Source organism: Aminobacter aminovorans (assembly GCF_900445235.1).
GTDB classification, from domain to species: Bacteria; Pseudomonadota; Alphaproteobacteria; order Rhizobiales; family Rhizobiaceae; genus Aminobacter; species Aminobacter aminovorans.
This window is the reverse complement of sequence record NZ_UFSM01000001.1, coordinates 4635270-4659112: the sequence shown is the minus strand read 5'-3', so window position 1 is coordinate 4659112 and position 23843 is coordinate 4635270. Positions and strand designations below refer to the sequence as shown.

The window sequence follows — 23843 nt, the reverse complement described above, 5'->3', positions numbered from 1 at the left end:
CACAACGGCGCAGCACGGGCGGCACAAGGGCAACATGCCATCACCACTGTTCAGGCGCAGCATCTGGGCGATTGCAGGACTCATCGTCCTGATCGCCGCTACGGTTGCCGCAGTGCCGTTCATCGCTTCCACACAGATCGTCAAGGACCGCATCGCCTTCGAGATGAGCGCGTGGAGCGGCTTCCGCGTGTCGATCGAGGGAACGCCCGACATCGAAATCTGGCCGGTGTTCCGCGCTACCCTGACCGACGTGACCTTGACCGACTGGGATGACGAGCAGGGCTCGCCGGTCATCGAGGCCGAACGCGTCGAGATAGAGCTTTCGGCGCTTTCGGCGCTGAGTGGCAATGTCGATTTCTCCGACGCGCATTTCATCCGGCCGACACTGCGCCTGAAGCGCCTTGCCGATGGCGGCGTGGAGATGCCGCATTCGAGCGGCGGGCGTCTCAGCCGCGCCATCGAGCGTGCCCGCGCCACTGTCGCGTCGAATCCGATGGAGCCCGATCTCAGCGCACTGCCCGCTGATGAGTTCGGTGCTGTCGAATTCATCGACGGCCGAGTCGTGGCCGTTTCCGACGAGGGCGAGGACGAGATCCTGACCGATCTCACCGGCAAGGCCAGCCTGCCGGCGCTGAACAAGGCGGGCAAGCTGACCGCGACAGGTGTCTGGCATGGCGAGCAGGTGGCGCTTGAACTGTCGTCACCGCGCCCGCTGATGCTGTTTGCCGGTGGTGAGGCGCCGATCGTCGCTTCGTTGAAGTCGGCGCCGGTCGAAGCCTCGTTCGACGGCACCATCGACATGGGCCCCGACGCGCATGTCGATGGCCAGGCCAAGATCGTGTCGCCGTCCTTCCGCCGCATGCTGGAATGGTCGAAGCCGGGCATCCTGCCGGGCAGCCCGGTCGGCTCGATCTCGCTTGCCTCCAAGATCACCGGCGATCTTGCCCGCCTCAAGATCGAGAATGCACAGGTCACGCTCGACGGCAATCCCGGCATGGGCATCCTCGACATGTCGTTCGACGGGCCGGTACCGTCTGTTTCGGGCACGCTGGCTTTCGACACGCTCGACCTGATGACGTTTGCCTCGTCATTCGCGCCGATGGCGCCAACAAACAATGTGGCCACGACCGAGATCGACACCAGCTTTTCTGACCGCATCAATCTCGACCTCCGGCTGTCGGCGACAAAGGCCACGGCCGGTTCCATCGCACTCGCCGAGGTCGCGGCCACGGCGCAGGTCAAGGGCGGTCTGGCAGCGTTCGACATTTCCGATGCCGAAGCCTTTGGCGGCAACGTTCAGGCCAGCATCCGCTTCGACCGTAAGCCGGGCGGCACCCAGGCCGAGATGCGGCTGTTGGCGTCTGATATAGATGGCGGCGCCTTTGGTACGGCGGCAGGCATGAGCCACATCGTGCCGATCGGCCGTGGCACTGTGTCGGTGATCCTCCAAGGCCCGGGCCTGAACTGGAACACGCTGCTGGAGAATGCCAACGGCTCGATCGCCGCCACCTTCGGCGTCGGCGCCATTGCCGGGCTAGACCTGCCGGCCTTTCTCAAGCGCACGGCCGGCCGGGGCTTCTTCTCTCTCGACGAAGTATCCGGCGGCACGCTACCGGTCGACGGCGTCGAGCTGAAGGCGACGATTTCCAACGGCGTTGCCAGGATAGACAAGGCCGAGGCCCGCACCCCCACCAGCCGCATCTGGCTGACCGGCATCGTCCCTTATGTCGGGCGCGGGCTCGCGCTCTCGGGTGCGATCGAAGCCAAGGAAATCACTGCCTCCACCTCGACGACGACAGCCCCTGTTGCACCGACGGTGCCGCCGACCGCGTTCTTCGTCGGCGGCTCGTGGAGCGCACCGTTCATTTCGCCATTGGTGGCGCCGGTCATCTCTTCGCCCACCGGCGACTGACCCTTTGTTACTTTAGAACAGGCTGCCCTGATTGCCAGGTTCCCTGACCTTGGCAGCAGGCCTCGCCACCGGCTTCGGCTTGGCCTCACCGCCGGTGGCGGTCGCATCGCCGCTGGTGGCAATCGCATTGGTGGTGCCGTCTGCGAATTCGATCGACAATGCAGCACCCGTGGCCACCTCGCCGGCACGCTTGAGCACCGTGCCGTCAGCGTCGCGGATGAGTGCGAAACCGCGTGCCAGCACCGCTTTGTGTGACAGCGTCGCCATCAACCGGTCGGCCTGCGACAGGCTGGTCCGCGCCCGTTCGAGTCTGCGTCCGACCGCCATTGTGGCCCGGCGTTCGAGCGCCGTGAGCTGTTGGCCAAAGGCCTCCTGGCGCCGCACCAGCGGCTCCGGCGACAGCCGTCCCTTGGTGCGGTCGAAGCGGATGCGCTTTTCGCGTACCATCGCCCGCAAGGCGGCGTCGGCACGAAGCATGTCGCGGTCGAGATGACGGCGGGTCTCGCCGATGCGCCGGGCCAATGTCGCCGGCGATAGCCGCACGGCGGACAGCCGGGCGCGCTTGCGCTCGGTGGTAACGGTCAGCGCCCGGCCAAGCCGGCTGGTTGCCTCGTCGAAGCGGCGGCGCGGCAGCGCCAGCAACTGGTCCGGAGTGGGCAGGGCACGTGCGGCTGCACGAACCGCCTGGCTCCGTCGGTCGATCATCCGCGAAACGGCGCCACGTAGCCGCGCGCCAAGATTGGCGAGCACGGCCTCGAGTTCGGCTTTGACCGGCACGGCAAGCTCGGCGGCACCCGTCGGTGTCGGCGCACGCCTGTCGGCGGCGAGGTCGATCAGCGTCCAGTCGGTTTCGTGGCCGACAGCCGAGATGACCGGGATGTGCGATGCTGCAACGGCACGGATCAGCGCTTCGTCGTTGAAGCCCCAGAGGTCTTCGAGGCTGCCGCCGCCGCGCGCCACGATCAGAAGGTCGGGGCGGCTGATGGCACCGAGCTCGGGCAGCTCGTTGAAGCCGTTGACCGCAGCGGCCACTTCGGCGCCCGACGTCTCGCCCTGCACCCGCACCGGCCAGACCAGCACATGCAACGGGAAGCGGTCCTTGATGCGGTGGATGATGTCGCGGATGACCGCTCCGGTCGGCGATGTCACTACGCCGATCACCAGCGGCATGAACGGCAACAGCTGCTTGCGCCTGTCGTCGAACAGGCCCTCGGCGGCCAGCCGTCTTTTGCGTTCCTCGAGCAGCGCCATCAGCGCGCCGGCGCCTGCAGGCTCGAGGCTGTCAATGACGATCTGGTACTTCGACGAACCGGGATAGGTGGTCAGCTTGCCTGTGGCGATCACCTCCATCCCCTCTTCGGGACGGAATTTCAGCCGGCTCATTGTGCCTTTCCAGACTACCGCTTCGATGCGGGCGCGGTCGTCCTTCAGCGAGAAATAGGCATGCCCCGACGAATGTGGCCCGCGATAGCCTGAGATTTCGCCGCGTACACGCACATTGCCGAACACATCCTCGACGGTGCGCTTCAACGCGCCGGATATTTCGCTGACGGTGTATTCGGCAGCGTTGGTGCGTGATTCGGTGGCAAGTTCGTTCATGGCGCGATTGAGGGCCGCACGGCCCTGCTCGTCAAGCTTTGTGGCTCAGTTGCCGATTACCATCCCGGCATGATGTGGCTGGGCTTGAGCCGTCGGCCGCGCGCAGCGGCAAGGGCCGCGAAATCGAACGTCCCGCTCTCCTCGGTCAGCGGCACCGAGATGTTGTCGAGGCTCTCCGAGATATGCCGCGCCAGCGCGTCGACGATGTCCGGCCGGCTGGAATGTCCGCGCAGGATGCCGATCTTGCAATCGGGCAGGGCGGCGAAACCGTCGGCTTCGCCCAGCACGCGCATGCCCGGCCGCAGCGCGCATTCGGGCAGCACCGACACGGCGAGCCCGGCCAGAACGGCGGCGGTGATGACGTTGGCCGACCAACTGGTGAAAAGGACGCGGTACTCGCGGCCGCTGGCCTGGAGCAGGTCCGTCGCCATCTGTCGCCACTGGCAGGTCGGCCGGCCGAAAGCCATCGGCAGGATTGTTTCCTCATGCACCATGTGGCTGGCCGACGACACCCAAAGAAGCGGTTCGTTGCGCACGATCTCGCTCGGCCGGGTGTCCACGCACTCGGTCACAAGTGCGATGTCGAGATTGCCGCGGCGAATCTGGTCGGCGAGATTGACGGTGGGCTCGCACAGCACCGACAGCTCGACGCGCGGGTTGGAGCGCGAGAAGCGCGCCATGATCTCGGGCAGGAAACGGTCGGCATAATCGTCCGGCACGCCGATGCGGACCGTACCCTCCAGCGCCTTGTCGTCGAAGGCAGCCAGCGTCTCGCGGTTGAGGTGCAGCAGCCGCCTGGCATAGGTGAGCAGGCGCTCGCCTTCCTCGGTCAGCTTGTTCATGCGCCCTTCCTTTTCGAAGAGCGCCTTGCCGATGCGATCCTCGAGACGGCGCATCTGCATCGACACTGCCGACTGCGTGCGGTGCACCTCGTCGGCGGCGCGCGTGAAGCTGCCGGTATCGACGATGGAGATGAAGGTATGGAGCTGGTCAAGATCGAGAGGAGCGGCCATCGACGTTTCCATCATGAACATTGATGGTAAAGATTAGAAACATTCGTTGGATTAATCAATATGCCGATGGCACTCTCGCATTGTCCACATGAGGCATGTGAATCGGAACCGGTGCGGCAGCTGAAGGAGCGTCGACCGGAACGGGACCCGTTTGTCCCCGATCTGAGAGGAGATCGTCATGACCACGCTCGACCATTCCACTGAGACGACGCGTTCCGCGGCTCGGCCGGTGAATGCGATGCGTATCGTCAACTATACAGCCGATCTATTCCGTGCCTGGAAAAATCGCCGTGCCTTCTATCGCCTTGGCGAGTTGAGTGACACCGAACTCGCCGATGTCGGCCTGACCCGCGGCGACCTGTGTGTGGCCGTCGATCTGCCGTTCGCCACCGACCCGACCGTGCGTCTTCGCTCGATCAGGCAGGCGCGCAGCGAAAACATCGAAGTCATGGCGCGCCGCGTCGCATAGCCGAAATCTGCTTTTGCAGGCTCCCCACTCCCAGCCGGTCCCCGCCGGCCTCGCCTGCACGCTGCCCGGTCCTCCCAAGGACCGGGCTTTTTCGTAATCTGGGGGCTCCTCCGGTATTCAGATCAGATCTGCGACGGTCTTCCTAAGCTGTCGCTGCGAGGATGAGACCGCCGACGACAGCGAAGTTGATGATGAAGGCCGAGCGCAACCCCTGCCTCTCCGGGCCGGTATAGCGCCAGAAATTGAGCGCCATCAACGTCGCGGCGATGGTGAACAGGATCAGTGCCACCGCCGCGTAGGGACGCATCACGCCGATCGCCAGGCAGAGGCCGGCAATGATCTCGACGATCGAGCCCAAAGCAAGCAGAACTGCTGCTACGGGCAGGCCTTTGTCGGTCAGGTAGCCGGTAACAGTGCGGAAGTTCCAGAAATGCTCGGTACCGGCCCAGACGAAGACGCCACCGAGCAGGATGAAGCCGAGGCTTGCGGCCATCGTCGCCATCTCAACTTGCCGACCAGACCGCCAGTTCATAACCGTCGGGATCTGCGAAGTGGAAACGTCGACCGCCGGGAAATTCGAACATCGGCTTGACGATCCTGGCGCCAGCAGCCTCAAGGCGGCTCTGTGTTGCGGCCAGATCGTCGGCATAAAGGATGACAAGCGGTCCGCCTGGTCTGACCGGTCCGCCTGTCGTCAGTCCCCCGGTCAGGCGGCCATCGGTGAAGTCGCAATAGGTCGGACCGTAGTCTGTGAAGCTCCAGCCGAAGGCCTTGCCGTAGAATTCACGCGACCGCTTGAGGTCGCTGACGTTGAATTCGATGTTGTCGATCCGGCGATCGTTTCCGCTCGTACCCATGGCAAATCTCCTGCGTTTCTTGGGATAGCCGCCGATAGCTGACGGGGCGACGGAAATCTTGAACGAAACGGCCAATCAGCCACTTATCTGGCGCACGAAGCTTCCGGCGGTCATACCGCACAATGTCTGGATCTCACGGCCGAGATGCGCCTGGTCGGCATAGCCGGCCTCATAGGCCAGGCCTGCCATACGCTGCTTGCCTTGCGCGCGCACCAGGGAAAGAAAGTTCTGGAAACGCAGGATACGGTCCAGCGTCTTCGGTCCATATCCGAAGTAGTCGTGGCTGCGCCGCCTCAGCGTGCGCTCGCTGATGTCAAGCCGATCCACAAGCGACGAAATCCTGCCGGCGATTGCATCCGATCCCGATGCCATTGCCGCAAAGATCGCGCCTGCGTCCTGCGCCGGGCGCTCCAGTTCCGGCAACTGATTGAGCAGCTGTTGCTGCAGCACGGCAGCCTGCCGTTCGATGGTCGGCGCCTCGCCGATCCGCAGGCTCAGTTCGCGAGCTACGTCACGATCCCATACGTCGGCGAGTTCAACCGCCTGGCCGACGAGCGTGCTCATCGGCGTGCGCAGCCAGCGGAGTGCCGCGCCCGGGCGGAATCGAATGCCCAGCACTGTCGTCCCGCCACCCAACTCGGGACTGGCCGCAACGATGTCAGGCCCGACCACCACCAGCCGTCCGTCCTTCCACAACAGGTCGACGCAGCCGTCCGGCACGACCGCGACCGGCCCGAAATGATCCCTGGGGATGGCGTTGGTCCAAACGCATTGGAAATGGGCGTCGAGGCCTGGCAACGGTGCAAATTCGTCGTAGCGCCCGAGGCAATTGGCGAGCACCGATACCGTCGGCCTGTTCGCGTCGCTACAAGCTGAAGCCTCAGGCGAGGTTCGCATCGACCGCCAGGCCTTAGCTCAGCGATACCTGTCCATGCCCTTGCTGAACTGGTCGAAGATCGACTCGACGCCCTTCTGATAGTCGTCGCGCTGTTGGCTGCCGGTTTCGAACATCTTGCCGAACAGGTCGTCATAAGGATTGCGCGGCCGGCCGCTCGGATTTGCCTGTGGTTGCGGCTGGCGCGCTTGGGGCTGCGGTTCAGGCTGGGCGCGGCCGCCGCCCAGCATCTCCTCGAAGATCTTGCCGAGCGGGTTGTCGCCATAGGGGCTCTGTTGCGGCGCCTGCTGGCGCGGCGATGGCTGCGGCTGACCCTGGCCGCCGCCGAACATGTCCTTCAGCACCTTGCCGAACGGGTTGTCGAAGGGATCGGGCGCCTGGGTCTGCTGCGGGGCCTGTCGAGGCTGCTGCCCGCCGCCCATCATGCCGCCACCCTGCCTCATCATCTGCTCGATGATCTCGCCGAGCGGGTTGTTGCCGCCGCCCATGCCGCTCGCTGCCTGCATCTGGCCCGTCGTCTGCTTGAACAGCCCGCCCATGATCATCGAGGCGATGACAGGCAGCATCTGCTTGAGCACGTCCTGGCCAATGCCGGTCGCCTGCGCCGCCTGGCCGGCGACCGCGCGCGACAGCTCTTTCGAACCGAACAGGTGGCCAAGGATGCCGTTGCCTTCGTCGACGCCCTGGGGCGAGAAGGCGCGACTGGCGTCCTCGAAATACTTGGCGTGCTGGCCGCTCGCCATCGCCTGCAGGAATGAGCCGACGCCATAGGGATCGGAGGCGTTGCGCTTCAGCCCCTGGCTGAAGGCCGGCATCAGCGCTTCGATCGCCGATTGCGTCTGCTGCTGGCTCAGCCCGAACTGGCGCGATAGCGCCTCGACGCCATTGCCGTTCTGGGCATTGGCCAGCATCTCGAACAGTGGCAGCATTTCTTCCTCCTCGGGATCATCGATCGAGGAGGAGCGTAGTGCGTTTCCAGCGGCGATTGAAGGGCTTTTCGCCGCCTAGTAGGCATACTCCAGGAACGCAGGCTCGATCGAACCGCCCCAGCGCGTGTTGTAGGCGCTGAGCATTTCCTCGGCACTCGTCGTACCACGCGCGATGACCTCGTCGAGCGTGTTGAGGAAGCCGGCCTCGTCGAAGCCTTCGCGGTTCTTGCGGCCGCGATTGACGAGCCCCTGGCGCGACAGGGCCAGCACTTCACGGCCGATCTCGCGCTGCGTGGTGTTGCGGAACGGTGCTGCGATACCTTGCTCGGGCACGGCGTCACGCATCGCCAGCACTTCGGCGTAGGTCCAGTTGCGGGTCAGTTCTTCTGCGGCATCGAGCGTTGCCTGATCGTAGAGCAGGCCGACCCAGAAGGCCGGCAGGGCGCAGATGCGGCGCCATGGTCCACCGTCGGCGCCGCGCATTTCGAGGAAACGCTTGAGGCGCACGTCCGGGAATAGCGTCGACAGGTGGTTGGCCCAGTCGCCCATCGTCGGCATGCCCTGGGGAATCTCGTTGCGCGCAGCACCTGCCATGAACTGACGGAAGGTGATGTGCGTCATGTCGCGGTACTGCTCGTCGCGGATGACGAAATACATCGGCACGTCGAGCGCCCATTCGACATAGTCGGCAAAGCCGAATTGCGGCGAGAAACAGAATTCGAGCAGGCCCGAACGTTGGTTGTCGGTATCGCGCCAGATGTCGCCACGCCAGCTCTGCATGCCGTTGGGGCGGCCGTCGGTAAAGGGCGAATTGGCGAACAGCGCCGTCGACAGTGGCTGCAGCTTGAGCGAGACCTGCATCTTGCGGCGCATATCGGCTTCACTCTCGAAGTCGAGATTCACCTGGATGGTGCAGGTCCGGTACATCATGTCGAGGCCCTTGGTGCCGACCTTCGGCATGTAGGCGGTCATGATGTCGTAGCGCGATTTCGGCATGCGCGGCGTCTCGGGAAGCGTCCACTTCGGGCTGCCTCCCAGGCCGAGGAAGCGGATGCCAAGCGGTTCGGCGATCTCGCGCAGCTGTGCCAGATGCGCATTGCCCTCGCGACAGGTCTGGTGGATCGTTTCGAGCGGCGCGCCGGAAAGCTCGAACTGCCCCCCGGGCTCGAGCGAGATCGCACCCTGGCCGGTCGGCTCGACCAGCCCGATGATACGTCCGGCATCGATGATCGGATCCCAGCCAAGCGTCTTCTGCATGCCTTCGAGCAGCGCGCGGATGCCGCGATCGCCGCCATAGGGAACCGGTGCGTTGCCATCGACATAGAACGGGAATTTCTCGTGCTCGGTGCCGATCCGCCACTTGTCGCGCGGCTTGTTGCCGGCTGCGAGATAGTCGACGAGTTCGTCCATCCCCTCGATAGGCCGGAAATCGGTGGTGTCGCGCGCCATATATGCTTCTCCTGAAGGCGGAAGGACCGCGGGCGCTTGATGGACGATCCAGCGCTCGCCGATCAAGCGAAAAATCCTGAGCCTTCGTCAACAGGAATTGATCGTTTCGGGTGCCGATAGTGAAATGTTGATGCTTGGAATTGTCCCGTTGCGGACTGCACGTCCCAAATCCAAGGTTTTTGCGACCGGTTTACGCTAGCGCCGCTTTCACCAGCGTTGCTGCAGCTTCGCCGGCCGTTTCCATATAGGAGGGGTCGCGGTTGAGCAGCACGACGGCGAAACAGCCGTCCAGCAACAGAATGATCTGGCGCGCCAAAAGCTCCGGCGACCGGGCGCCCTCGGCGGCGAAGGCGCTGGCTAGCCAAGCCTCGACCCGCTTCTTGTGCGCGATGCCGGTCTTGATCGCCGGGTGTCCGGGCATGGTGGCCAGTTCGGCTGCCGTGCGCAGATAGCCGCAGCCCTTCCATCTGGGATGCCGTGCGGATTTGGCCAGTTGCCAGAAGATCATCCGAATTTTCTGATCGATCCCGCCCTCGGCCTCGTCGAACCAGCGCTGGAACAGCCCCAGGTTGGGCTGGTCGCGGCCGTCGAGATAGGCTGCTATCAGCTCGTCCTTGCTCTGGAAGTGATAATAGAGCGTGCGCTTGGTAAGCCCCGCCTTTTCGGCCACGGCATCGACGCTGACAGCGCGGATGCCCTCGCCATAGAACAGCTTCGAGGCCGCATCGATGATGCGCTCGCGGGTCGGCTTCCCTGAGGTTTTCATTGCCGAAGTATACTGACTAGTGAGTGTAATTGGAAAGCCGAATTCGCTAGCGCTCGAGGCGGAAAGCGAGGTGCACCATGTCGATTGCAGTTTTGGTGAGTGAGCCCAGAGCTATCGAGGTCGTGTGTGCCGATGGCGTTGTGCTGCGCGGCCACATCTGGCCGCATGCGCGTGGCGAAAAGGCCGGGACCGTCATCGTCAATCCGGCCACTGGCGTGCTTGCCAGCTACTATCATCGCTATGCCATGTTTCTCGCCGGTCGCGGCTTCGACGTCGTCACCTATGATTATCGCGGTATCGGCGCTTCGCGGACGGTTCGCCTGCGCGGTTGTGGCCATCGCTGGCGCGACTGGGGCGAACGCGATTTCGAGGCGGTGCTGCGTCTGGCCAGACGCCTCGATCCGGCCGCGCCATCGATGGTGGTGGGGCACAGCATCGGCGGCGTCTTGCCCGGCCTGGCGGAGTCCGCCACCGGCATCGCCCGCATGCTCACCGTTGGCGCGCAATTTGCCTATTGGCGCGATTATGCCGCCGCCCGCCGCCCTAGGCTGCTTCTCAAGTGGCATGTGGCGATGCCCGTCATCACCGCCCTCTGCGGCTACTTTCCTGGAAAGCGGCTCGGCTGGCTGGAGGATTTGCCCAAGGGGGTCGCCAACGAGTGGAGCTTTCGTGGCGCGCGCATCGAGTTGAGCCACCCCGAGGCGGAACGGGGCGATGTCCTGCGTCGCTTTGCTGCGGTTACGGCGCCCATCCTGGCCGTCGGCGTTGCCGATGACGAAATCGGCACGCCACAGGCCGTTCGCCGTGCACTCGGCTACTACACCGGTTCGAACACGACACAGCTATTGCTCTCGCCTGGAGATTTCGACCGGCCGGCGATCGGCCATTTCGGCCTGTTCCACAGCCGACACGCGGCCGACTTCTGGCTCGACACGCTGTTGTGGCTGCGCGACGGCATTAACCCGTGGCCAGGCAAGGTGCTCAGCTGATTACCAGTCGCCGATGACAGCCTGGATGACGGCAAGGGCCGCCACTGCCGCCGTGTCGGCGCGCAGGATGCGTGGCCCCAGCGGAATGGCGGTCACGTAAGGCAGGGCGCGCAGCATGCGACGTTCGTCGTCGGAGAAACCGCCCTCAGGCCCGACCAGCAGGGCGAGCTTGCGCTCCTTGATGCCCTGCAAGGCTGCCATCGGATTGTTGGTCGAGGCGTCCTCGTCGCAGAAGATCAGCCGCCGTTCCTTGTCCCAGCCGGCGATAAGGTGCTCCAGCTTCACTGTCTCGCGCACCTCGGGAATGGCCAGGATGCCGCATTGCTCGGCGGCTTCCACGGCGTTCCCCCGCAGCCGGTCGATCCCAGGCTTCATCTGCGTGTGCTGGGTGATGACGGGCACCAAAGTTCCTGCGCCCATCTCGACGGCCTTCTGCACGAGGTAGTCGAGCCGTCCGACCTTGAGCGGTGCAAAGCAATAGAAGAGGTCGGGATGAATGGGCTGCGGCCGTTGCAGGTCGACAACCTCGAGCCGCACCGCCTTCTTGGTCTTGCCCGCGATCCTTGCGGACCACTCGCCGTCGCGGCCATTGAACAGCAGGACTTCCGCGCCTTCGCCGAGGCGAAGCACATGGGCGAGATAGTGGCTCTGCTGCGGATCGGCATCGAAGGTCGCGCCGGAAGCGAGGTCATCAGGCACGAACAGCCGTTGCATCTTGTAGTTTGCGCGCATGGCCGAGCAATGCGGCAGGCCGCGCCAGCGGTCAAGGGACAGCTTCGGCCGAAAGCCGCTCGGCGCTTGGATGCCATTCCGGCGCATAGCCCTGGTGCAGCACTGCAAGTGTCGTCGCCGGCGTGACAATGCACATGTCGGTGTCGGCAATGTCGTCGAAGCCGAGTGCGGCATCGTAGCCCGCGAAGCTCCAGCGCAGTGCCTTGCCGCTGCGCACGGCATAGTCGGAAGCACCATCCGAAAACATCGCCCCATCAGGCAGCAGGTGCAGTCCGTGCCGGTCCAGTTCGACCGGCTGGCCGCGCGAAGCCAGCCGCTCCCGGTGCAGCCGGGCGTCGATCTCGTCGACATTCGTATGCTCCTTGCCGAAGGCGCCGGCATAGGCCGCCGCAAAAGCCTTGGCGCGCTGGCGCCGGCAATAGAAGCAGGGGCGGTGCCCGGCGGCGAGCGCCGTCACTTCGTCCAGGAAGAACAATTCGGTCCAGCCGGTCTTGTTTCCGGGACGGTTGCGCCCCATCGGCACACGGCGCACGCCCTTGAATTCGAGCGCGCAGGTGATCCACGCCTTGGTCGCCCAGCGCCGGTTGAGCAAGGTCCGGGTCTCAGGGTCGTGGATGATGCCGCGATTGCCGGTGAAGCTGCCGCGCTCCGATGTGGCGTGAATTTCGCCGAAAGGGTCGACCCGGTTCTGCAGTGGCATAGCCGATCCTTCTTGGCTGCGGTGCAAGCCGCATGATAGGGCTCGCCGCAACTTTGTCACCGCCGGAAAGGCCGAGATGCGCGTCCTCGTTGTCCAGAATTATGAAGGCACCGGCCTTGGTCAGCTCGGCAATGCCCTTGCCGAAGTCGAGGCGGTGATCGACCAGCGCAATGCCCATCTCGGCGATGCCTTGCCGGCAAGCGCCGATAGCCATGACGCGATGATCATGCTTGGCGGCGGCCAGAATGCCCGCGACGATGCGCATTCGCCCTACTTTCCCGAATTGCTGGAGTTGGCGCGCGACTTCGTCGAACGGGACAAGGCGGTGCTCGGCATCTGCCTCGGCGGCCAACTCCTGGCGCGCGCCTTCGGCGGCCACAACCGCGTTGGCGGCTCGACCGAATTTGGCTGGCACGGCATTACCTTGACCGATGAGGCCCAGGACGATCTCGTCTTCAGCGAATTGCCGCAGCGCTTTCCGATCTTCCAGTGGCACGACGACACCTTCACCTTGCCCGAGGATGCGGTGAGGCTGGCCGGCAGTTCGGTCACCGGCAACCAGGCGTTCCGCGTCGGTCGCGCCGGCTACGGCATCCAGTTCCATTTCGAGGCCGACCGACCGCTGGTGCGCCAGTGGAACGAGGCCTTTGCCGATACGATTGCCCGGCGCCACCCCGATTGGGCCGGGCGCCACGAAATCGAAGCCGCCCGCGACGGCCCCGAGGCCGATGCGGTTGGCCTGGCACTGTCGCGTGCCTGGGTCGCCGCCATCTGACCATTTTTAGTGACATTTTTGGCACGTCGGACAAAATCCGCAGTGCATAGTCATCTGCCGGCTGGATTGTGCCCGGAAGCCTTTTTAAAGACAGCTCGGCGCCAGCTGGCGATGGTATCGCGAATGAACCATCTCCGAGTGCAGCGCGACACAAGCCCGATACAGAACCACCCTAGAAGCACGGCCGTGATGCTGCGCGACTGCGGTCAGGCATAAACTTTTCGGAAACGTATTCGTAACCCCATTCGTGCAGGATGCAGGAAGCTCAACCTGAGATGACTCCCTTGAAAGCAGCGCTTCTGTCCTTCGCCATGCTGTCGGCAATCGTGCTCGGCGGCTTCGGGATTTATGCCGCGGATGCCGCGGCCGACCATCATGCGGTCGACGGCTACGGCGTCACCGCAGCCGCCCGCTAAATCAGGCCGTTCGCACTGAGATCAGCCGTTTTTCCGCGCCGTCGACGACGAGCGCGGTCAATACGCCTGAGTGGAACACGCCGGTGTCGACATTGACGCGGTTGGCCAGCACTTCGGGCTCGGCCTGCGGTGTGTGGCCGTGCACGACGACCTTGGGGTGCAACTCGGGATAACGCAGGAATTCGTTGCGGATCCAGATGAGGTCCTCCGGATCCTGTCGATCGAGTGCGACGCACGGGCGAATGCCGGCGTGGCAGAAGAAGAAATCGCCGAACGACGCCGACCGGGGCAGGGCGCGCAGGAAGCGTTGATGGCTGTCCGGCACGGCTGCCGCCAGTTCGCTATGGCCTCTCGCGAGCGACGCGGCATTGTCGACTTGCAGATCCACTCCATATGACCGGGCGGTCTCACGACCACCATGTCGGGCAAACAGGCCAACCGGGTCGGGCTCGGCGAGGAAATCGAGGAAGCCGACGTCGTGATTTCCCGCCAGCACCATGTTGCGCGGATCGCGCGCCACCGCAGCGATCAGGAACCCGATCACACCGGAGCTGTCGGGGCCCCTGTCGACGAGGTCGCCGAGGTGGATGATGCGCCAGTCCGCCGGCTTGTCGCGCGCGATCTCCCCGGCGATACGCTCATGCATGTCGCGCAGCAGGTCGAGATGGCCATGAATGTCGCCGATGGCATAGACACGCATGCCGTCGGGGCTGCGGGCGTCGAGATAATGCATTCCAGTCACGGCTTCCGGCCCGTCTCGGTGCTGTCGGTGCGCTGCCTCAGCCTCAGGCGCGAGATACGCTGCCAGTCGCCGCTGCGCTCGGCCTCGGCCATGGCACGCTCCAGATAGGTGATGTGGTCCATCGCCGCCTTGCGCGCCGCGGCCGGGTCTCCTGCCACGACCGCGCGATGGATCGCCTTGTGCTGCTCGAGCAGCACGTCGCGCGTGCCGCTGACGGTGAACACCACCAGGCGGTTGGTGAACACGCCGTCCGACAGCAGCCTGTAGCATGAGCGCAATGTGTGCAGCAGTATGATGTTGTGGGCGCATTCGCCCACCGCATGATGGAACTCGACGTCGACCGCACTTTCTTCCGCCGGATCGGCACGCGCGTGCGCCGCCTCCATCCGCGCCACGATGCCGTCGAGCAAAGCGAGGTCTTCTGCCGTCGCCCGTTGCGCCGCATATTCGGCGGCCAGCCCCTCGATCTCGCGGCGATATTCGAGATAGTCGGCTGCTGCCTTGCGGTGGTTGACGATCAACTCCATCACAGGCTTGGAAAACACCTCGCCGATGACGTCGGCGACAGAGGTGCCGCCGCCATGGCGTGTCACCATCAGCCCGCGCGCTTCCAGCGTCTTCAGCGCATCGCGCAGGATCGGCCTGGAGACGTCGAACTGCTTCGCCATCTCGCGCTCGCCCGGCAGCCTGTCGCCGGCGCGCAGCACACCTTCGAGGATCAGGCTTTCGATCTGCTGCACCACCTCGTCGGCCGTGCGCGAATGCTCGATCCTAGAAAAAATGTCGCTCAATGCTGCTGTCCGGAAACTTTGTCCTGTCCGCAAGGATAGGAGGGCGCCCCTCGACTGGTCAAATTATTTATCCAGTCCGGCGGTTTCCAGCCCGGCACGCCATGAGGCACAGTATCAGCTGCCCCTGAAGTTGGCGTTTGCCACTGGCGGCAAACTTACCTAGAGGCAGGAAGGTCTGGCATCGAGGGAGCCTGAAGTGACAGCCGAGCCGTCATCACTGGAGTTCCTGCCGCGCTCGACCGGCAGCGTCCTGGGCTTTCCAGCCCATGAGGGGCGTCCCGGTGCGCTTGGCGAGGTCCATTCGCGGCCGCATCCGCTAGTCGAAAGCCCGCGCGTTCTGGTACAGCTCTCGTTCATGACCGAAGGCGGATCCGCCGTCGACCATGCGGTGCTGTCCGAACTGTCCCGGCGCCTCGGCATCGCCGCACCCGACCGCCAGGCCCGCCATCACGCCATGAAGTGGGGGCAGGGCACGTTGCGCTGGGAGCGTCACACCGAGTTCTCGACCTATTTGTGGGAAGGCCCGCTCGACGAAGGCGACCGCTCGCACGAAGAGTCGCCCTTCGGCAACGGCTTCAGCCCGCCCGGCACGGTCATCTCGGGCATCCGGCTGGAGATCCGCAAGTGGACGCCGGCCAACGAGAAGCTGATCGCCAGCTTCGATCCGACCAGCCTGTGCTACTCGCTTGTCGAGGGCGGTGCAGCCGGTATCGTCACCGATTTCCGCCAGGATGGCGACGGAATGACCCGCATCCTCATCCTCGACCGTGGCCTGACGCCGGCGCGGACAGGTGCGCTGTCGCAGCGCCTGATCGACATCGAGACCTACCGCACGCTGGCGATGCTCGGCCTGCCGATGGCGCTGTCGCTGTCCGGTCGCGTCCGTCGCATCGAGGACCGGCTTGCCCAAGCAACCCGCGAGATGAAGGCGACAGAGACGCGAGACAGCCAGGCGCTGCTCGCCGACCTCACCGAACTCGCCGCCGAACTCGAGGCGGATGCCGCTTCGAGCCTCTACCGCTTTGGCGCCAGCAAGGCCTATGACGGCATCGTCCGCGAGCGCCTCGAAGCGCTCGAGGAGGAGGTCGTCACCGGCTACGACACCTGGGCCGGTTTCCTCAAGCGCCGCGTCGCGCCCGCCATGCGCACCTGCCGCTCGGTCGAGGAGCGCCAGGCCAACCTGTCGCGTAAACTCACCCGCGCCACCACGCTCTTGCGCACCTGGGTCGATGTCGAGGTCGAGAAGCAGAACCGCGACCTGCTGGCGTCGATGAACAACCGCGCCCGGCTGCAACTGCGCCTGCAGCAGACGGTCGAGGGTCTGTCGGTCGCCGCCGTCTCCTATTATGTCGTCGGCCTCGTCGGCTATATCGCCAAGGGCGCCTCGGCCATCGACCATGCCTTTGCACCCGAGATCGTCACCGCCGCCGCCGTGCCGCTCGCCGTCCTGCTCGTCTGGTGGGGCGTGCGCCGCGTCCACCGCGCCCACAGCGAATCCAAGCTGCATGCGGGCGAGTAGCTGCGCCCGGCGGCAAGCGCCCAGAGCAATAGCGGAAGGTTAGGGCCAGCGGCAGATTGACGCTGCGAAGGCCGCCGGTCCACCTGACCCGGCTAACGACTTTCGTTCGATTTGCATGCATCGGCACCAACTGGTAAAAGCTTTTTACCAGTTGTCGACCGAGGTGACCGATGTCCGGCATTTTGATGCCCAAGCCCGATGCGGCAACGCTTGCCCGCCGCGCCGAGATCGTCGCCGACATGCGCATCATCGTGCCGGGCGAGGGTGTGGTCGACACGATCAACGAGATGCGCGCTTTCGAAAGCGACGGCCTTACCGCCTATCGCCAGCTGCCGCTGGTCGTGGTCCTGCCGGAGACGGTCGCCCAGGTTTCGCGCCTGCTCAAATACTGCAACGAGCGCAACATCCGCGTCGTGCCCCGCGGCTCGGGCACCTCGCTGTCGGGCGGCGCGCTGCCGCTGGAAGATGCCGTGTTGCTGGTCATGAGCCGCTTCAACCGCATTCTCGAGATCGACTATCCCAACCGCACCGTCACAGCCCAACCCGGTGTCACCAATCTCGGCATCACCACATCAGTGGAACTCGACGGCTTCTACTACGCCCCCGATCCATCGTCGCAGATCGCCTGTTCCATCGGTGGCAATGTCGCCGAGAATTCGGGCGGCGTGCACTGCCTGAAATACGGGCTTACCGCCAACAATGTGCTCGGCATCGAGATGGTGCTGATGAACGGCGAGGTCGTGCGCCTCGGCGGCAAGCATCTTGACGCCGAGGGCTACGACCTGCTCGGCGTCATGACCGGTTCGGAGGGACTGCTCGGCGTCGTCACCGAGGTCACCGTCCGCATCCTCAAGAAGCCCGAGACGGCACGCGCGCTGCTGATCGGTTTTCCCTCAAGCGAAGAGGGCGGCCAATGCGTCGCCGACATCATCGGCGCCGGCATCATCCCCGGCGGCATGGAAATGATGGATGGCCCGGCAATCCGCGCCGCCGAAGATTTTGTTCATGCCGGCTATCCTCTCGAATCCGAGGCGCTTTTGATCGTCGAACTGGACGGACCCGCCGTCGAGGTCGACCACCTGATCGGTCTGGTCGAGGCGATCGCCAACCGCAACGGCGCCACCACCTGCCGCATATCGCAGTCGGAGCAGGAGCGGCTGACCTTCTGGGCCGGTCGCAAGGCGGCATTCCCCGCTGTCGGCCGCATTTCGCCTGACTATTACTGCATGGATGGCACCATCCCGCGCAAGGAACTGCCGCGCGTGCTGGCCGGCATGCGCGAGCTGTCCGAGCAATATGGCCTCGGCGTCGCCAACGTCTTTCACGCCGGCGACGGCAATCTGCACCCGCTGATTCTCTACGATGCCAACAAGCCGGGCGAGCTCGAAAAGGCCGAGGCCTTCGGCGCCGACATCCTTCGCCTCTGCGTCAGGGTCGGCGGCGTGCTGACCGGCGAGCATGGCGTCGGCGTCGAAAAGCGCGACTTGATGCCGGAGATGTTCAACGACATCGACCTCGACCAGCAGATGCGGGTCAAATGCGCCTTCGACCCCAACCACCTGCTCAACCCGGGAAAGGTGTTCCCACAACTGCGCCGCTGCGCCGAGCTTGGCCGCATGCATGTCCACCGCGGGCAGGTGGCCTTTCCCGACATTCCGAGGTTCTGATGCTTTTGAAGCAGGCGACCCTCGAAGGCATCAGGCGCGGCGACATCACACTCGCCTTCCGCCGGTGGCAGAAGCCTACCGTCAAGGCTGGCACCGGCTTGCGCACGGCGATCGGCGTCGTCCGCATCGGCGCGGTCGAGCATGTCGACGAAGCGACCATCTCCGACGGCCACGCCCGCGCCGCCGGCTACGCGGACCGTGCTGGACTGATCGACGACTTGCGCGCTGACGGCACCCTCTATCGCATTGCCTTCGACGGCATCGAGCCAGACAACAGGCTGGCGCTGCGCGCGGCGGCCGACCTCAGCGATGACGACTGGCACGTGCTCGCCGCCCGCTTCGCCAAATGGGACAGCACGGTGCCAGCCTATTTCCCCTCGATCCTTCGCCTCATCGGCCAATGCCCTGAAGTGGCAGCCGCCACACTTGCCGAACGCCTCGGCGTCGAGAAGCTCAAATTCAAGCGGGATGTGCGCAAGCTCAAGGAATTCGGCCTGACCGAAAGCCTCGACATTGGCTACCGCCTGTCCCCGCGCGGCGCGGCAGCCCTCGAAAAGCTGCGGGAGCATCGTTTGTGATCGCGGTGAGGGCTTTTTCAGCATGGCTTCCTCGCCCCTCCGGGGAGAGGTGCCGAGCGCAGCGAGGCGGAGAGGGGCGATGACGCACGCGACCCGTCGCCGACCAGACGAGATAAATCGTCGTGCCCGGGCCCTCAGGCATCGCGACAACACGGCCGAGGCGTTGCTATGGGACGAGCTCAAGGCCAAGCGCCTGGGCGGCCACAAATTTGTTCGCCAGATGCCGCTGGGGCCGTACTTCGCCGACTTCGCCTGTCGAACCGCAAAGCTCGTCGTAGAACTCGATGGTTCGCAGCACACAGACAGCGATTACGATCGCCAGCGTGACGAGTTCATGCCAGTGCAGGGCTATTCGGTTCTGCGCTTCTCCAGCGCGGATGCGGTGAAGGCAAGGGCGAGCATCTGTTCAACGATCCTTGCAGCCCTGGCCGCACAGCTGAATGTGGACGTTGCGGTAGCGGATCTCAGGTTCGTCCTGGCGCGACTGGAAGCGGGAGACGTTCTATGATCGGACCCCTCTCCGCCTCGCTGCGTTCGGCACCTCTCCCCAAAGGGGCGAGGAAGCCAAGCCTTGCAGCGTCGCCAGTTTCGACGCCGGTTCAAGCTGTCGAGCCGATACATGGCGCGACATTGCAGAATCTAGTTTCCTCGCCCCTCTGGGGAGAGGTGCCGAGCGCAGCGAGGCGGAGAGGGGCGACACGCACACCATGACCACCTTCACCCCCACCACATCAGCCGACATCCTCGCCGCCGTCCAATGGGCAGCCGCCGAAGAGGCGCCGCTCGAAATCGTCGGCCACGGCTCCAAGCGCGCCATCGGCCGGCCGCAGCAGGCCGAGCACACCCTGGATCTCTCGAAGCTTACCGGCGTCACGCTTTACGAGCCGGCCGAACTGGTGCTGTCGGCCAGGGCAGGCACGCCGCTGGCCGAGATCGAGAAGCTGCTCGCCGACAATGGCCAGCGCTTCGATTTCGAGCCCATGGACTATGGCCCGCTGCTGGGGAACGCGCCGGGCCGCGGCACCATCGGCGGCGTGCTCGCAGCCAACCTCGCCGGACCGCGTCGGCTCAAGGCGGGGGCTGCCCGCGACCACATCCTCGGAATCCACGCCGTTTCCGGGCGCGGCGAGGCCTTCAAGTCGGGTGGGCGCGTGGTCAAGAACGTCACCGGCTACGACCTGTCCAAGGCCATGGCCGGCTCCTGGGGCACGCTGGCGGTGGCGACCGACGTCACCTTCAAGGTTTTGCCCGCGGCCGAGACCGAGACCACGCTGGTCATCCGCGGCCTGCTCGACGACGACGCCACGGCCGCTATGTCGATTGCCATGGGCTCCAGCGCCGAGGTGTCGTCCGCGGCACACCTGCCCGAGCGCATGGCGGCTACCGTGCTTGACGGCAAGCTCGGCGGCGACCCGGCGACCTTGCTGCGCGTCGAGGGTTTCGGCCCCTCGGTCGCCTACCGCCTCGGCCAGCTCAGGCAGATGCTCGGCAATGCCGGCCCCCTCGAGGAGGTCGCCGAGGACGCGTCGCGCACGCTTTGGCGTGATGTCCGCGATGTCAGGCCATTCGCCGACGGCAATGACAAGCCGGTCTGGCGCATCTCGATGCCGCCGGCCAATGCCCATCATATGGTGCTGGCGCTGCGCATGCAGGCGGCGTGCGATGCCTTCTATGACTGGCAGGGCGGCCTCGTCTGGCTGCGCATGGAAGGCGAGCCGGAAGCGGATCTGCTGCGTGGTCTGATCAGGCAGTTTGGCGGCGGCCATGCCACGCTGGTCCGCGCCACCCCCGCCTGGCGCGCCTCCGTGGCAGTCTTCGAGCCGCAGCCGGCGGCGCTGGCAGCCCTTTCGGCGCGCCTCAAGGCCGAGTTCGACCCGAAAGCCATCCTCAACCCGGGCAGGATGGTGCATTCGTCCAACTCTGCTACCTCTATAGGAGCAACAGAGGGAGCCCCATCATGAGCGATCCGCAGCCGAATTTCACCCCGCGCCAGACCGACCGCTGGCTCGATCCAGGCCCAACCAACGTCCAGGTCATCTACATCCTCTATCTCGCTGGCCTGGTGATCGGCATCAGCGGTATTGTCGGCATCGTCCTGGCCTACATGAACCGGGGTAAGGCAGGTGGCTTCGTCGAGAGCCACTACACATGGCTGATCCGCACCTTCTGGATCGGCCTGATCTATGCGCTCGTGTCCTTCGTGCTGATGATGGTCTTCATCGGCTTCATCCTGATGTTCGCTGTCGCCGTCTGGTTCATCGTCCGCTGCATCATCGGCCTGCAGGCACTGGGCCGCGGCGAGCCGATCAAGAACCCCGAAAGCTGGCTGATCTAGCCACCGAAAGAGTGTCATAACGCCGTGCAGACCAATTTCACCACAGCCCAGCTTGCCGATCCGCATGTCCAGGAATCGGAGAAGATCCTGCGCAAATGCGTGCATTGCGGCTTCTGCACGGCGACATGCCCGACCTATGTGACGCTCGGCAACGAGCTGGATTCGCCGCGTGGCCGCATCTACCTGATCAAGGACATGCTGGAGAACGGCCGTCCGGCGGATAAGGAGATCGTCACCCACATCGATCGCTGCCTGTCCTGCCTCGCCTGCATGACCACATGCCCCTCCGGCGTGAACTATATGCATCTGGTCGATCATGCCCGTGCCCATATCGAGAAGACCTACAAGCGTCCGTTGGCCAACCGGCTGACGCGCGCACTGCTGGCATTGGTGCTGCCGCATCGCGGCCGCTTCCGTGCCGCCCTCAAGCTGGCGAAGCTCGGCCGGCCCTTTGCCGGTGCCTTCGACAAGGTAGCTGCGCTCAAGCCCATCGCTGCCATGCTCCGCCTGGCACCTGCTTCTGTGCCGGTGGCATCGTCGCTGGAAAAGCCGGGCGTGCACGCGCCGAAGGTGGCCGTGCGCGGCCGTGTTGCCATCCTCACCGGCTGCGCCCAACCGGTGCTCGACCCCGGCATCAACGAGGCGACGGTGTCGCTGCTCAACCGGCTCGGCATCGAGGTCGTCGTGCCCGAGGGCGAGGGCTGCTGCGGCGCACTCGCCCACCACATGGGCCGTGAAGAAGCAGCACTCGATCAGGCCAGGCAGAATGTCGATGCCTGGACGCAAGAGATCGAAAAGGGCGGGCTCGATGCCATCGTCATCACCGCTTCCGGCTGCGGCACCACCATCAAGGACTACGGCTTCATGCTCCGCCTCGACCCGGCCTATGCCGAAAAGGCGGCGCGGGTTTCGGCCTTGGCCAAGGACATCACCGAGTATCTTGTCACCCTCGACCTGCCCGAACCTCAGCGCAAACCCGGCCTGACCGTCGCCTATCACTCGGCGTGCTCGATGCAGCACGGCCAGAAGATCACCCGCCAGCCCAAGGACCTGCTTGCCCGTGCCGGCTTCGTCGTCAAGGAGCCGCGCGAAGGCCACCTCTGCTGCGGCTCGGCCGGCACCTACAACATCATGCAGCCGGAGATTTCGGCAAAGCTGCGCGAGCGCAAGGTCAAGAACATCGAGTCCACGGGGGCGGCGATCGTCGCCACCGGTAACATCGGCTGCATCACCCAGATTGCTTCGGCCGCCAACATGCCGGTGATCCACACGGTCAAGCTGCTCGACTGGGCCTATGGCGGCGAGAAGCCGGCCGGGGTGCCCGAGGCGAGGTTGGCAATGGCCGAGTGAGCACCAGCCAATCTGGCACGCAGTAAATCGAACCTATTACCTCTGAGGTCATTGAAGCCGCGCGCGGCTCTGGCATTTTCCTCGTCATTCGGACGGCGCCTTGCCGGACAATTCAGAGGAAACTGCAATGAGCGTCACCTACATCATCGGCTTCGACGTCCGCCCCGAACAGCGCGCCCGCTACCTCAAGCTGATCAATGGCGTGCTCGACACGATGCGCCATGAGCCGATGTTCGTCAGCGCGACGCTGCACAGCGACCCGGCCGACGAAAACCGTTTCCTGTTGCACGAAACCTGGGCTGATCACCAGGATGTGCTGGATGTGCAGCTCAAGCGGCCCTATCGCGAGGAATGGCACGCAGCTCTGGAGGAATTGTTGGCCGCACCGCGCGACATCTCGATGTGGCAGCCGATGCGCAGCGACTACAACCAGAGTTGACCAGAGCCTCGACCGTTCGGGATTGAACTTGGCGGGTGGAACGTGCGAAGGCTCCGTGCGTTGCAACAGATCGAAATCGCATTGGAAGCCTCTATGCCGACATTCACCCGCCGCAGGTTGCTGGCCTTGGCAGCAACTGGCGCAGCATCGGCCGTCCTGTCGGCATGCTCGACGACGCGCAGCGAACGGGTGGCTTATGAACCGTCGTTTCCTGCTGCACCCCCGCCGCCCACCATGCGCAACGATCCGTCTTTCGCCGACCCTGAGATGATGTATGCGCCGGTCAACGACAATGGCTATGACATTCCGGGCGTACCCTTCAAGAAGATCGATCCGCGCTACTACCGCCAGGTCGTGACCGACCCCACCGGCGAAGCGCCAGGAACGGTGGTCATCGATACGGCCGGCCATTTCCTCTATGTCGTCGCCGACAATGGCGAGGCGATCCGCTATGGCGTCGGCCTCGGCCGGGCCGGCTTCGAATGGGCCGGCCGCGGCGTCATCGAATGGAAGCAGACCTGGCCGCGCTGGTTCCCGCCGAACGAGATGATCGACCGCCAGCCTGAGCTGGAAAAGTATCGCGCCCGCCAGATCCCCGGAAAGAACGAGTGGGAGGGCGGCATGCAGCCAGGTGTGCAGAATCCGCTCGGCGCGCGCGCACTCTACATCTTCCAGGATGGCAAGGACACGCTCTACCGCCTGCACGGCTCGCCCGAATGGGCATCCATCGGCAAGTCGGTGTCATCGGGCTGTGTCCGCCTGATCAACCAGGACGTCATCGACCTCTACGGGCGCGTGCCTGACGGCACGCCGATCGTCGTCACCAACGGGCTGCAGATGGTTGCCAATCCGGTGGCGCAGCAGCCGATACAGCAGGACAGCTGGCGGCTTTAGCACCTGTAGGGTGGGGCGCGCCGGCGC

General features: G+C 64.7%; 26 protein-coding genes. 14 read left to right on the top strand and 12 right to left on the bottom strand.

Going from position 1 to position 23843, the window contains the following annotated elements:
* Positions 1-34 precede the first annotated feature (34 nt).
* Positions 35-1912, top strand: coding sequence for an AsmA family protein (locus tag DY201_RS23000; protein ID WP_115733231.1), 1878 nt, complete (start codon positions 35-37; stop codon positions 1910-1912).
* 12 nt (positions 1913-1924) lie between these two features.
* On the opposite strand, the gene xseA is transcribed toward DY201_RS23000, so the two are convergent.
* Positions 1925-3511, bottom strand: coding sequence for an exodeoxyribonuclease VII large subunit (gene xseA, locus DY201_RS22995; RefSeq protein WP_115733230.1), 1587 nt, complete (start codon positions 3509-3511; stop codon positions 1925-1927).
* Between the two features lie 56 nt (positions 3512-3567).
* On the bottom strand, positions 3568-4524 hold the full coding sequence (locus tag DY201_RS22990) for a LysR substrate-binding domain-containing protein (protein WP_115733947.1): 957 nt from the start codon (positions 4522-4524) through the stop codon (positions 3568-3570).
* 178 nt (positions 4525-4702) lie between these two features.
* Between DY201_RS22990 and DY201_RS22985 the strand changes: the two genes are divergently transcribed.
* A complete protein-coding gene (locus tag DY201_RS22985) occupies positions 4703-4993 on the top strand; it encodes a DUF1127 domain-containing protein (RefSeq protein WP_115733229.1) in 291 nt (96 codons plus the stop codon).
* 142 nt (positions 4994-5135) lie between these two features.
* Here the strand turns inward: DY201_RS22985 and DY201_RS22980 are convergent, their stop codons facing one another.
* From DY201_RS22980 to DY201_RS22955, 6 genes are all read right to left on the bottom strand, one after another.
* The gene (locus tag DY201_RS22980) at positions 5136-5495 is read right to left on the bottom strand and encodes a DoxX family protein (RefSeq protein WP_115733228.1); all 360 of its coding nucleotides are present in this window, start codon (positions 5493-5495) and stop codon (positions 5136-5138) included.
* Position 5496: 1 nt separating this feature from the next.
* The gene (locus DY201_RS22975; protein WP_115733946.1) at positions 5497-5850 is read right to left on the bottom strand and encodes a VOC family protein; all 354 of its coding nucleotides are present in this window, start codon (positions 5848-5850) and stop codon (positions 5497-5499) included.
* A gap of 75 nt (positions 5851-5925) precedes the next feature.
* The gene (locus tag DY201_RS22970; protein WP_115733227.1) at positions 5926-6747 is read right to left on the bottom strand and encodes a helix-turn-helix domain-containing protein; all 822 of its coding nucleotides are present in this window, start codon (positions 6745-6747) and stop codon (positions 5926-5928) included.
* Positions 6748-6765: 18 nt separating this feature from the next.
* Positions 6766-7674 (bottom strand): DUF937 domain-containing protein, encoded by a 909-nt coding sequence (locus DY201_RS22965; protein WP_115733226.1) that lies wholly within the window; start codon positions 7672-7674, stop codon positions 6766-6768.
* Positions 7675-7749: 75 nt separating this feature from the next.
* Positions 7750-9123 (bottom strand): glutamate--cysteine ligase, encoded by a 1374-nt coding sequence (locus DY201_RS22960; RefSeq protein WP_115733945.1) that lies wholly within the window; start codon positions 9121-9123, stop codon positions 7750-7752.
* 190 nt (positions 9124-9313) lie between these two features.
* Positions 9314-9889 carry a TetR/AcrR family transcriptional regulator gene (locus DY201_RS22955; protein ID WP_115733225.1) on the bottom strand — a complete coding sequence of 192 codons (576 nt, stop codon included), beginning with the start codon at positions 9887-9889 and terminating at the stop codon, positions 9314-9316.
* A 77-nt stretch (positions 9890-9966) separates the two neighbouring features.
* Here DY201_RS22955 and DY201_RS22950 point away from each other — a divergent pair, with 77 nt between their 5' ends.
* Positions 9967-10878, top strand: a complete 912-nt coding sequence (locus tag DY201_RS22950; RefSeq protein WP_115733224.1) for an alpha/beta hydrolase family protein — start codon at positions 9967-9969, stop codon at positions 10876-10878.
* Here DY201_RS22950 and DY201_RS22945 read toward each other — a convergent pair whose 3' ends face one another.
* The gene (locus tag DY201_RS22945) at positions 10879-11610 is read right to left on the bottom strand and encodes a 16S rRNA (uracil(1498)-N(3))-methyltransferase (RefSeq protein WP_115733944.1); all 732 of its coding nucleotides are present in this window, start codon (positions 11608-11610) and stop codon (positions 10879-10881) included.
* Between the two features lie 31 nt (positions 11611-11641).
* Positions 11642-12310 (bottom strand): hypothetical protein, encoded by a 669-nt coding sequence (locus DY201_RS22940; RefSeq protein ID WP_115733223.1) that lies wholly within the window; start codon positions 12308-12310, stop codon positions 11642-11644.
* Between the two features lie 76 nt (positions 12311-12386).
* Here DY201_RS22940 and DY201_RS22935 point away from each other — a divergent pair, with 76 nt between their 5' ends.
* Positions 12387-13085 carry a type 1 glutamine amidotransferase gene (locus DY201_RS22935; protein ID WP_115733222.1) on the top strand — a complete coding sequence of 233 codons (699 nt, stop codon included), beginning with the start codon at positions 12387-12389 and terminating at the stop codon, positions 13083-13085.
* Positions 13086-13360: 275 nt separating this feature from the next.
* The gene (locus DY201_RS22930) at positions 13361-13501 is read left to right on the top strand and encodes a hypothetical protein (RefSeq protein WP_165915765.1); all 141 of its coding nucleotides are present in this window, start codon (positions 13361-13363) and stop codon (positions 13499-13501) included.
* Between the two features lies 1 nt (position 13502).
* Here the strand turns inward: DY201_RS22930 and DY201_RS22925 are convergent, their stop codons facing one another.
* Together DY201_RS22925 and DY201_RS22920 are read right to left on the bottom strand one after the other, a co-directional pair.
* Entirely contained in the window at positions 13503-14234 is a 732-nt protein-coding gene (locus DY201_RS22925) for a metallophosphoesterase family protein (protein WP_245432149.1), read from the bottom strand.
* Positions 14235-14239: 5 nt separating this feature from the next.
* Positions 14240-15034: an FCD domain-containing protein gene (locus DY201_RS22920; protein WP_115733220.1), complete on the bottom strand. Its 795-nt coding sequence runs from the start codon at positions 15032-15034 to the stop codon at positions 14240-14242.
* A 196-nt stretch (positions 15035-15230) separates the two neighbouring features.
* Here DY201_RS22920 and DY201_RS22915 point away from each other — a divergent pair, with 196 nt between their 5' ends.
* From DY201_RS22915 to DY201_RS22875, 9 genes are all read left to right on the top strand, one after another.
* Entirely contained in the window at positions 15231-16553 is a 1323-nt protein-coding gene (locus DY201_RS22915; protein WP_115733219.1) for a DUF3422 family protein, read from the top strand.
* 170 nt (positions 16554-16723) lie between these two features.
* Positions 16724-18220, top strand: coding sequence for an FAD-linked oxidase C-terminal domain-containing protein (locus DY201_RS22910; protein WP_115733218.1), 1497 nt, complete (start codon positions 16724-16726; stop codon positions 18218-18220).
* Complete coding sequence (locus DY201_RS22905) at positions 18220-18798, top strand: ASCH domain-containing protein (RefSeq protein ID WP_115733217.1); 579 nt, start codon at positions 18220-18222, stop codon at positions 18796-18798. Before DY201_RS22910 ends, DY201_RS22905 begins: the two co-directional genes overlap by 1 nt.
* A 79-nt stretch (positions 18799-18877) precedes the next feature.
* Complete coding sequence (locus DY201_RS22900) at positions 18878-19306, top strand: endonuclease domain-containing protein (RefSeq protein ID WP_115733942.1); 429 nt, start codon at positions 18878-18880, stop codon at positions 19304-19306.
* A gap of 199 nt (positions 19307-19505) precedes the next feature.
* Positions 19506-20759: a glycolate oxidase subunit GlcE gene (gene glcE / locus DY201_RS22895; RefSeq protein WP_115733216.1), complete on the top strand. Its 1254-nt coding sequence runs from the start codon at positions 19506-19508 to the stop codon at positions 20757-20759.
* Positions 20756-21133 (top strand): DUF4870 family protein, encoded by a 378-nt coding sequence (locus DY201_RS22890; protein ID WP_115733215.1) that lies wholly within the window; start codon positions 20756-20758, stop codon positions 21131-21133. Before glcE ends, DY201_RS22890 begins: the two co-directional genes overlap by 4 nt.
* A gap of 24 nt (positions 21134-21157) precedes the next feature.
* Positions 21158-22483 carry a glycolate oxidase subunit GlcF gene (gene glcF, locus DY201_RS22885; protein WP_115733214.1) on the top strand — a complete coding sequence of 442 codons (1326 nt, stop codon included), beginning with the start codon at positions 21158-21160 and terminating at the stop codon, positions 22481-22483.
* 127 nt (positions 22484-22610) lie between these two features.
* Positions 22611-22922: a putative quinol monooxygenase gene (locus DY201_RS22880; RefSeq protein ID WP_115733213.1), complete on the top strand. Its 312-nt coding sequence runs from the start codon at positions 22611-22613 to the stop codon at positions 22920-22922.
* A gap of 93 nt (positions 22923-23015) precedes the next feature.
* Positions 23016-23816: a L,D-transpeptidase gene (locus DY201_RS22875; protein ID WP_115733212.1), complete on the top strand. Its 801-nt coding sequence runs from the start codon at positions 23016-23018 to the stop codon at positions 23814-23816.
* Positions 23817-23843 lie beyond the last annotated feature (27 nt).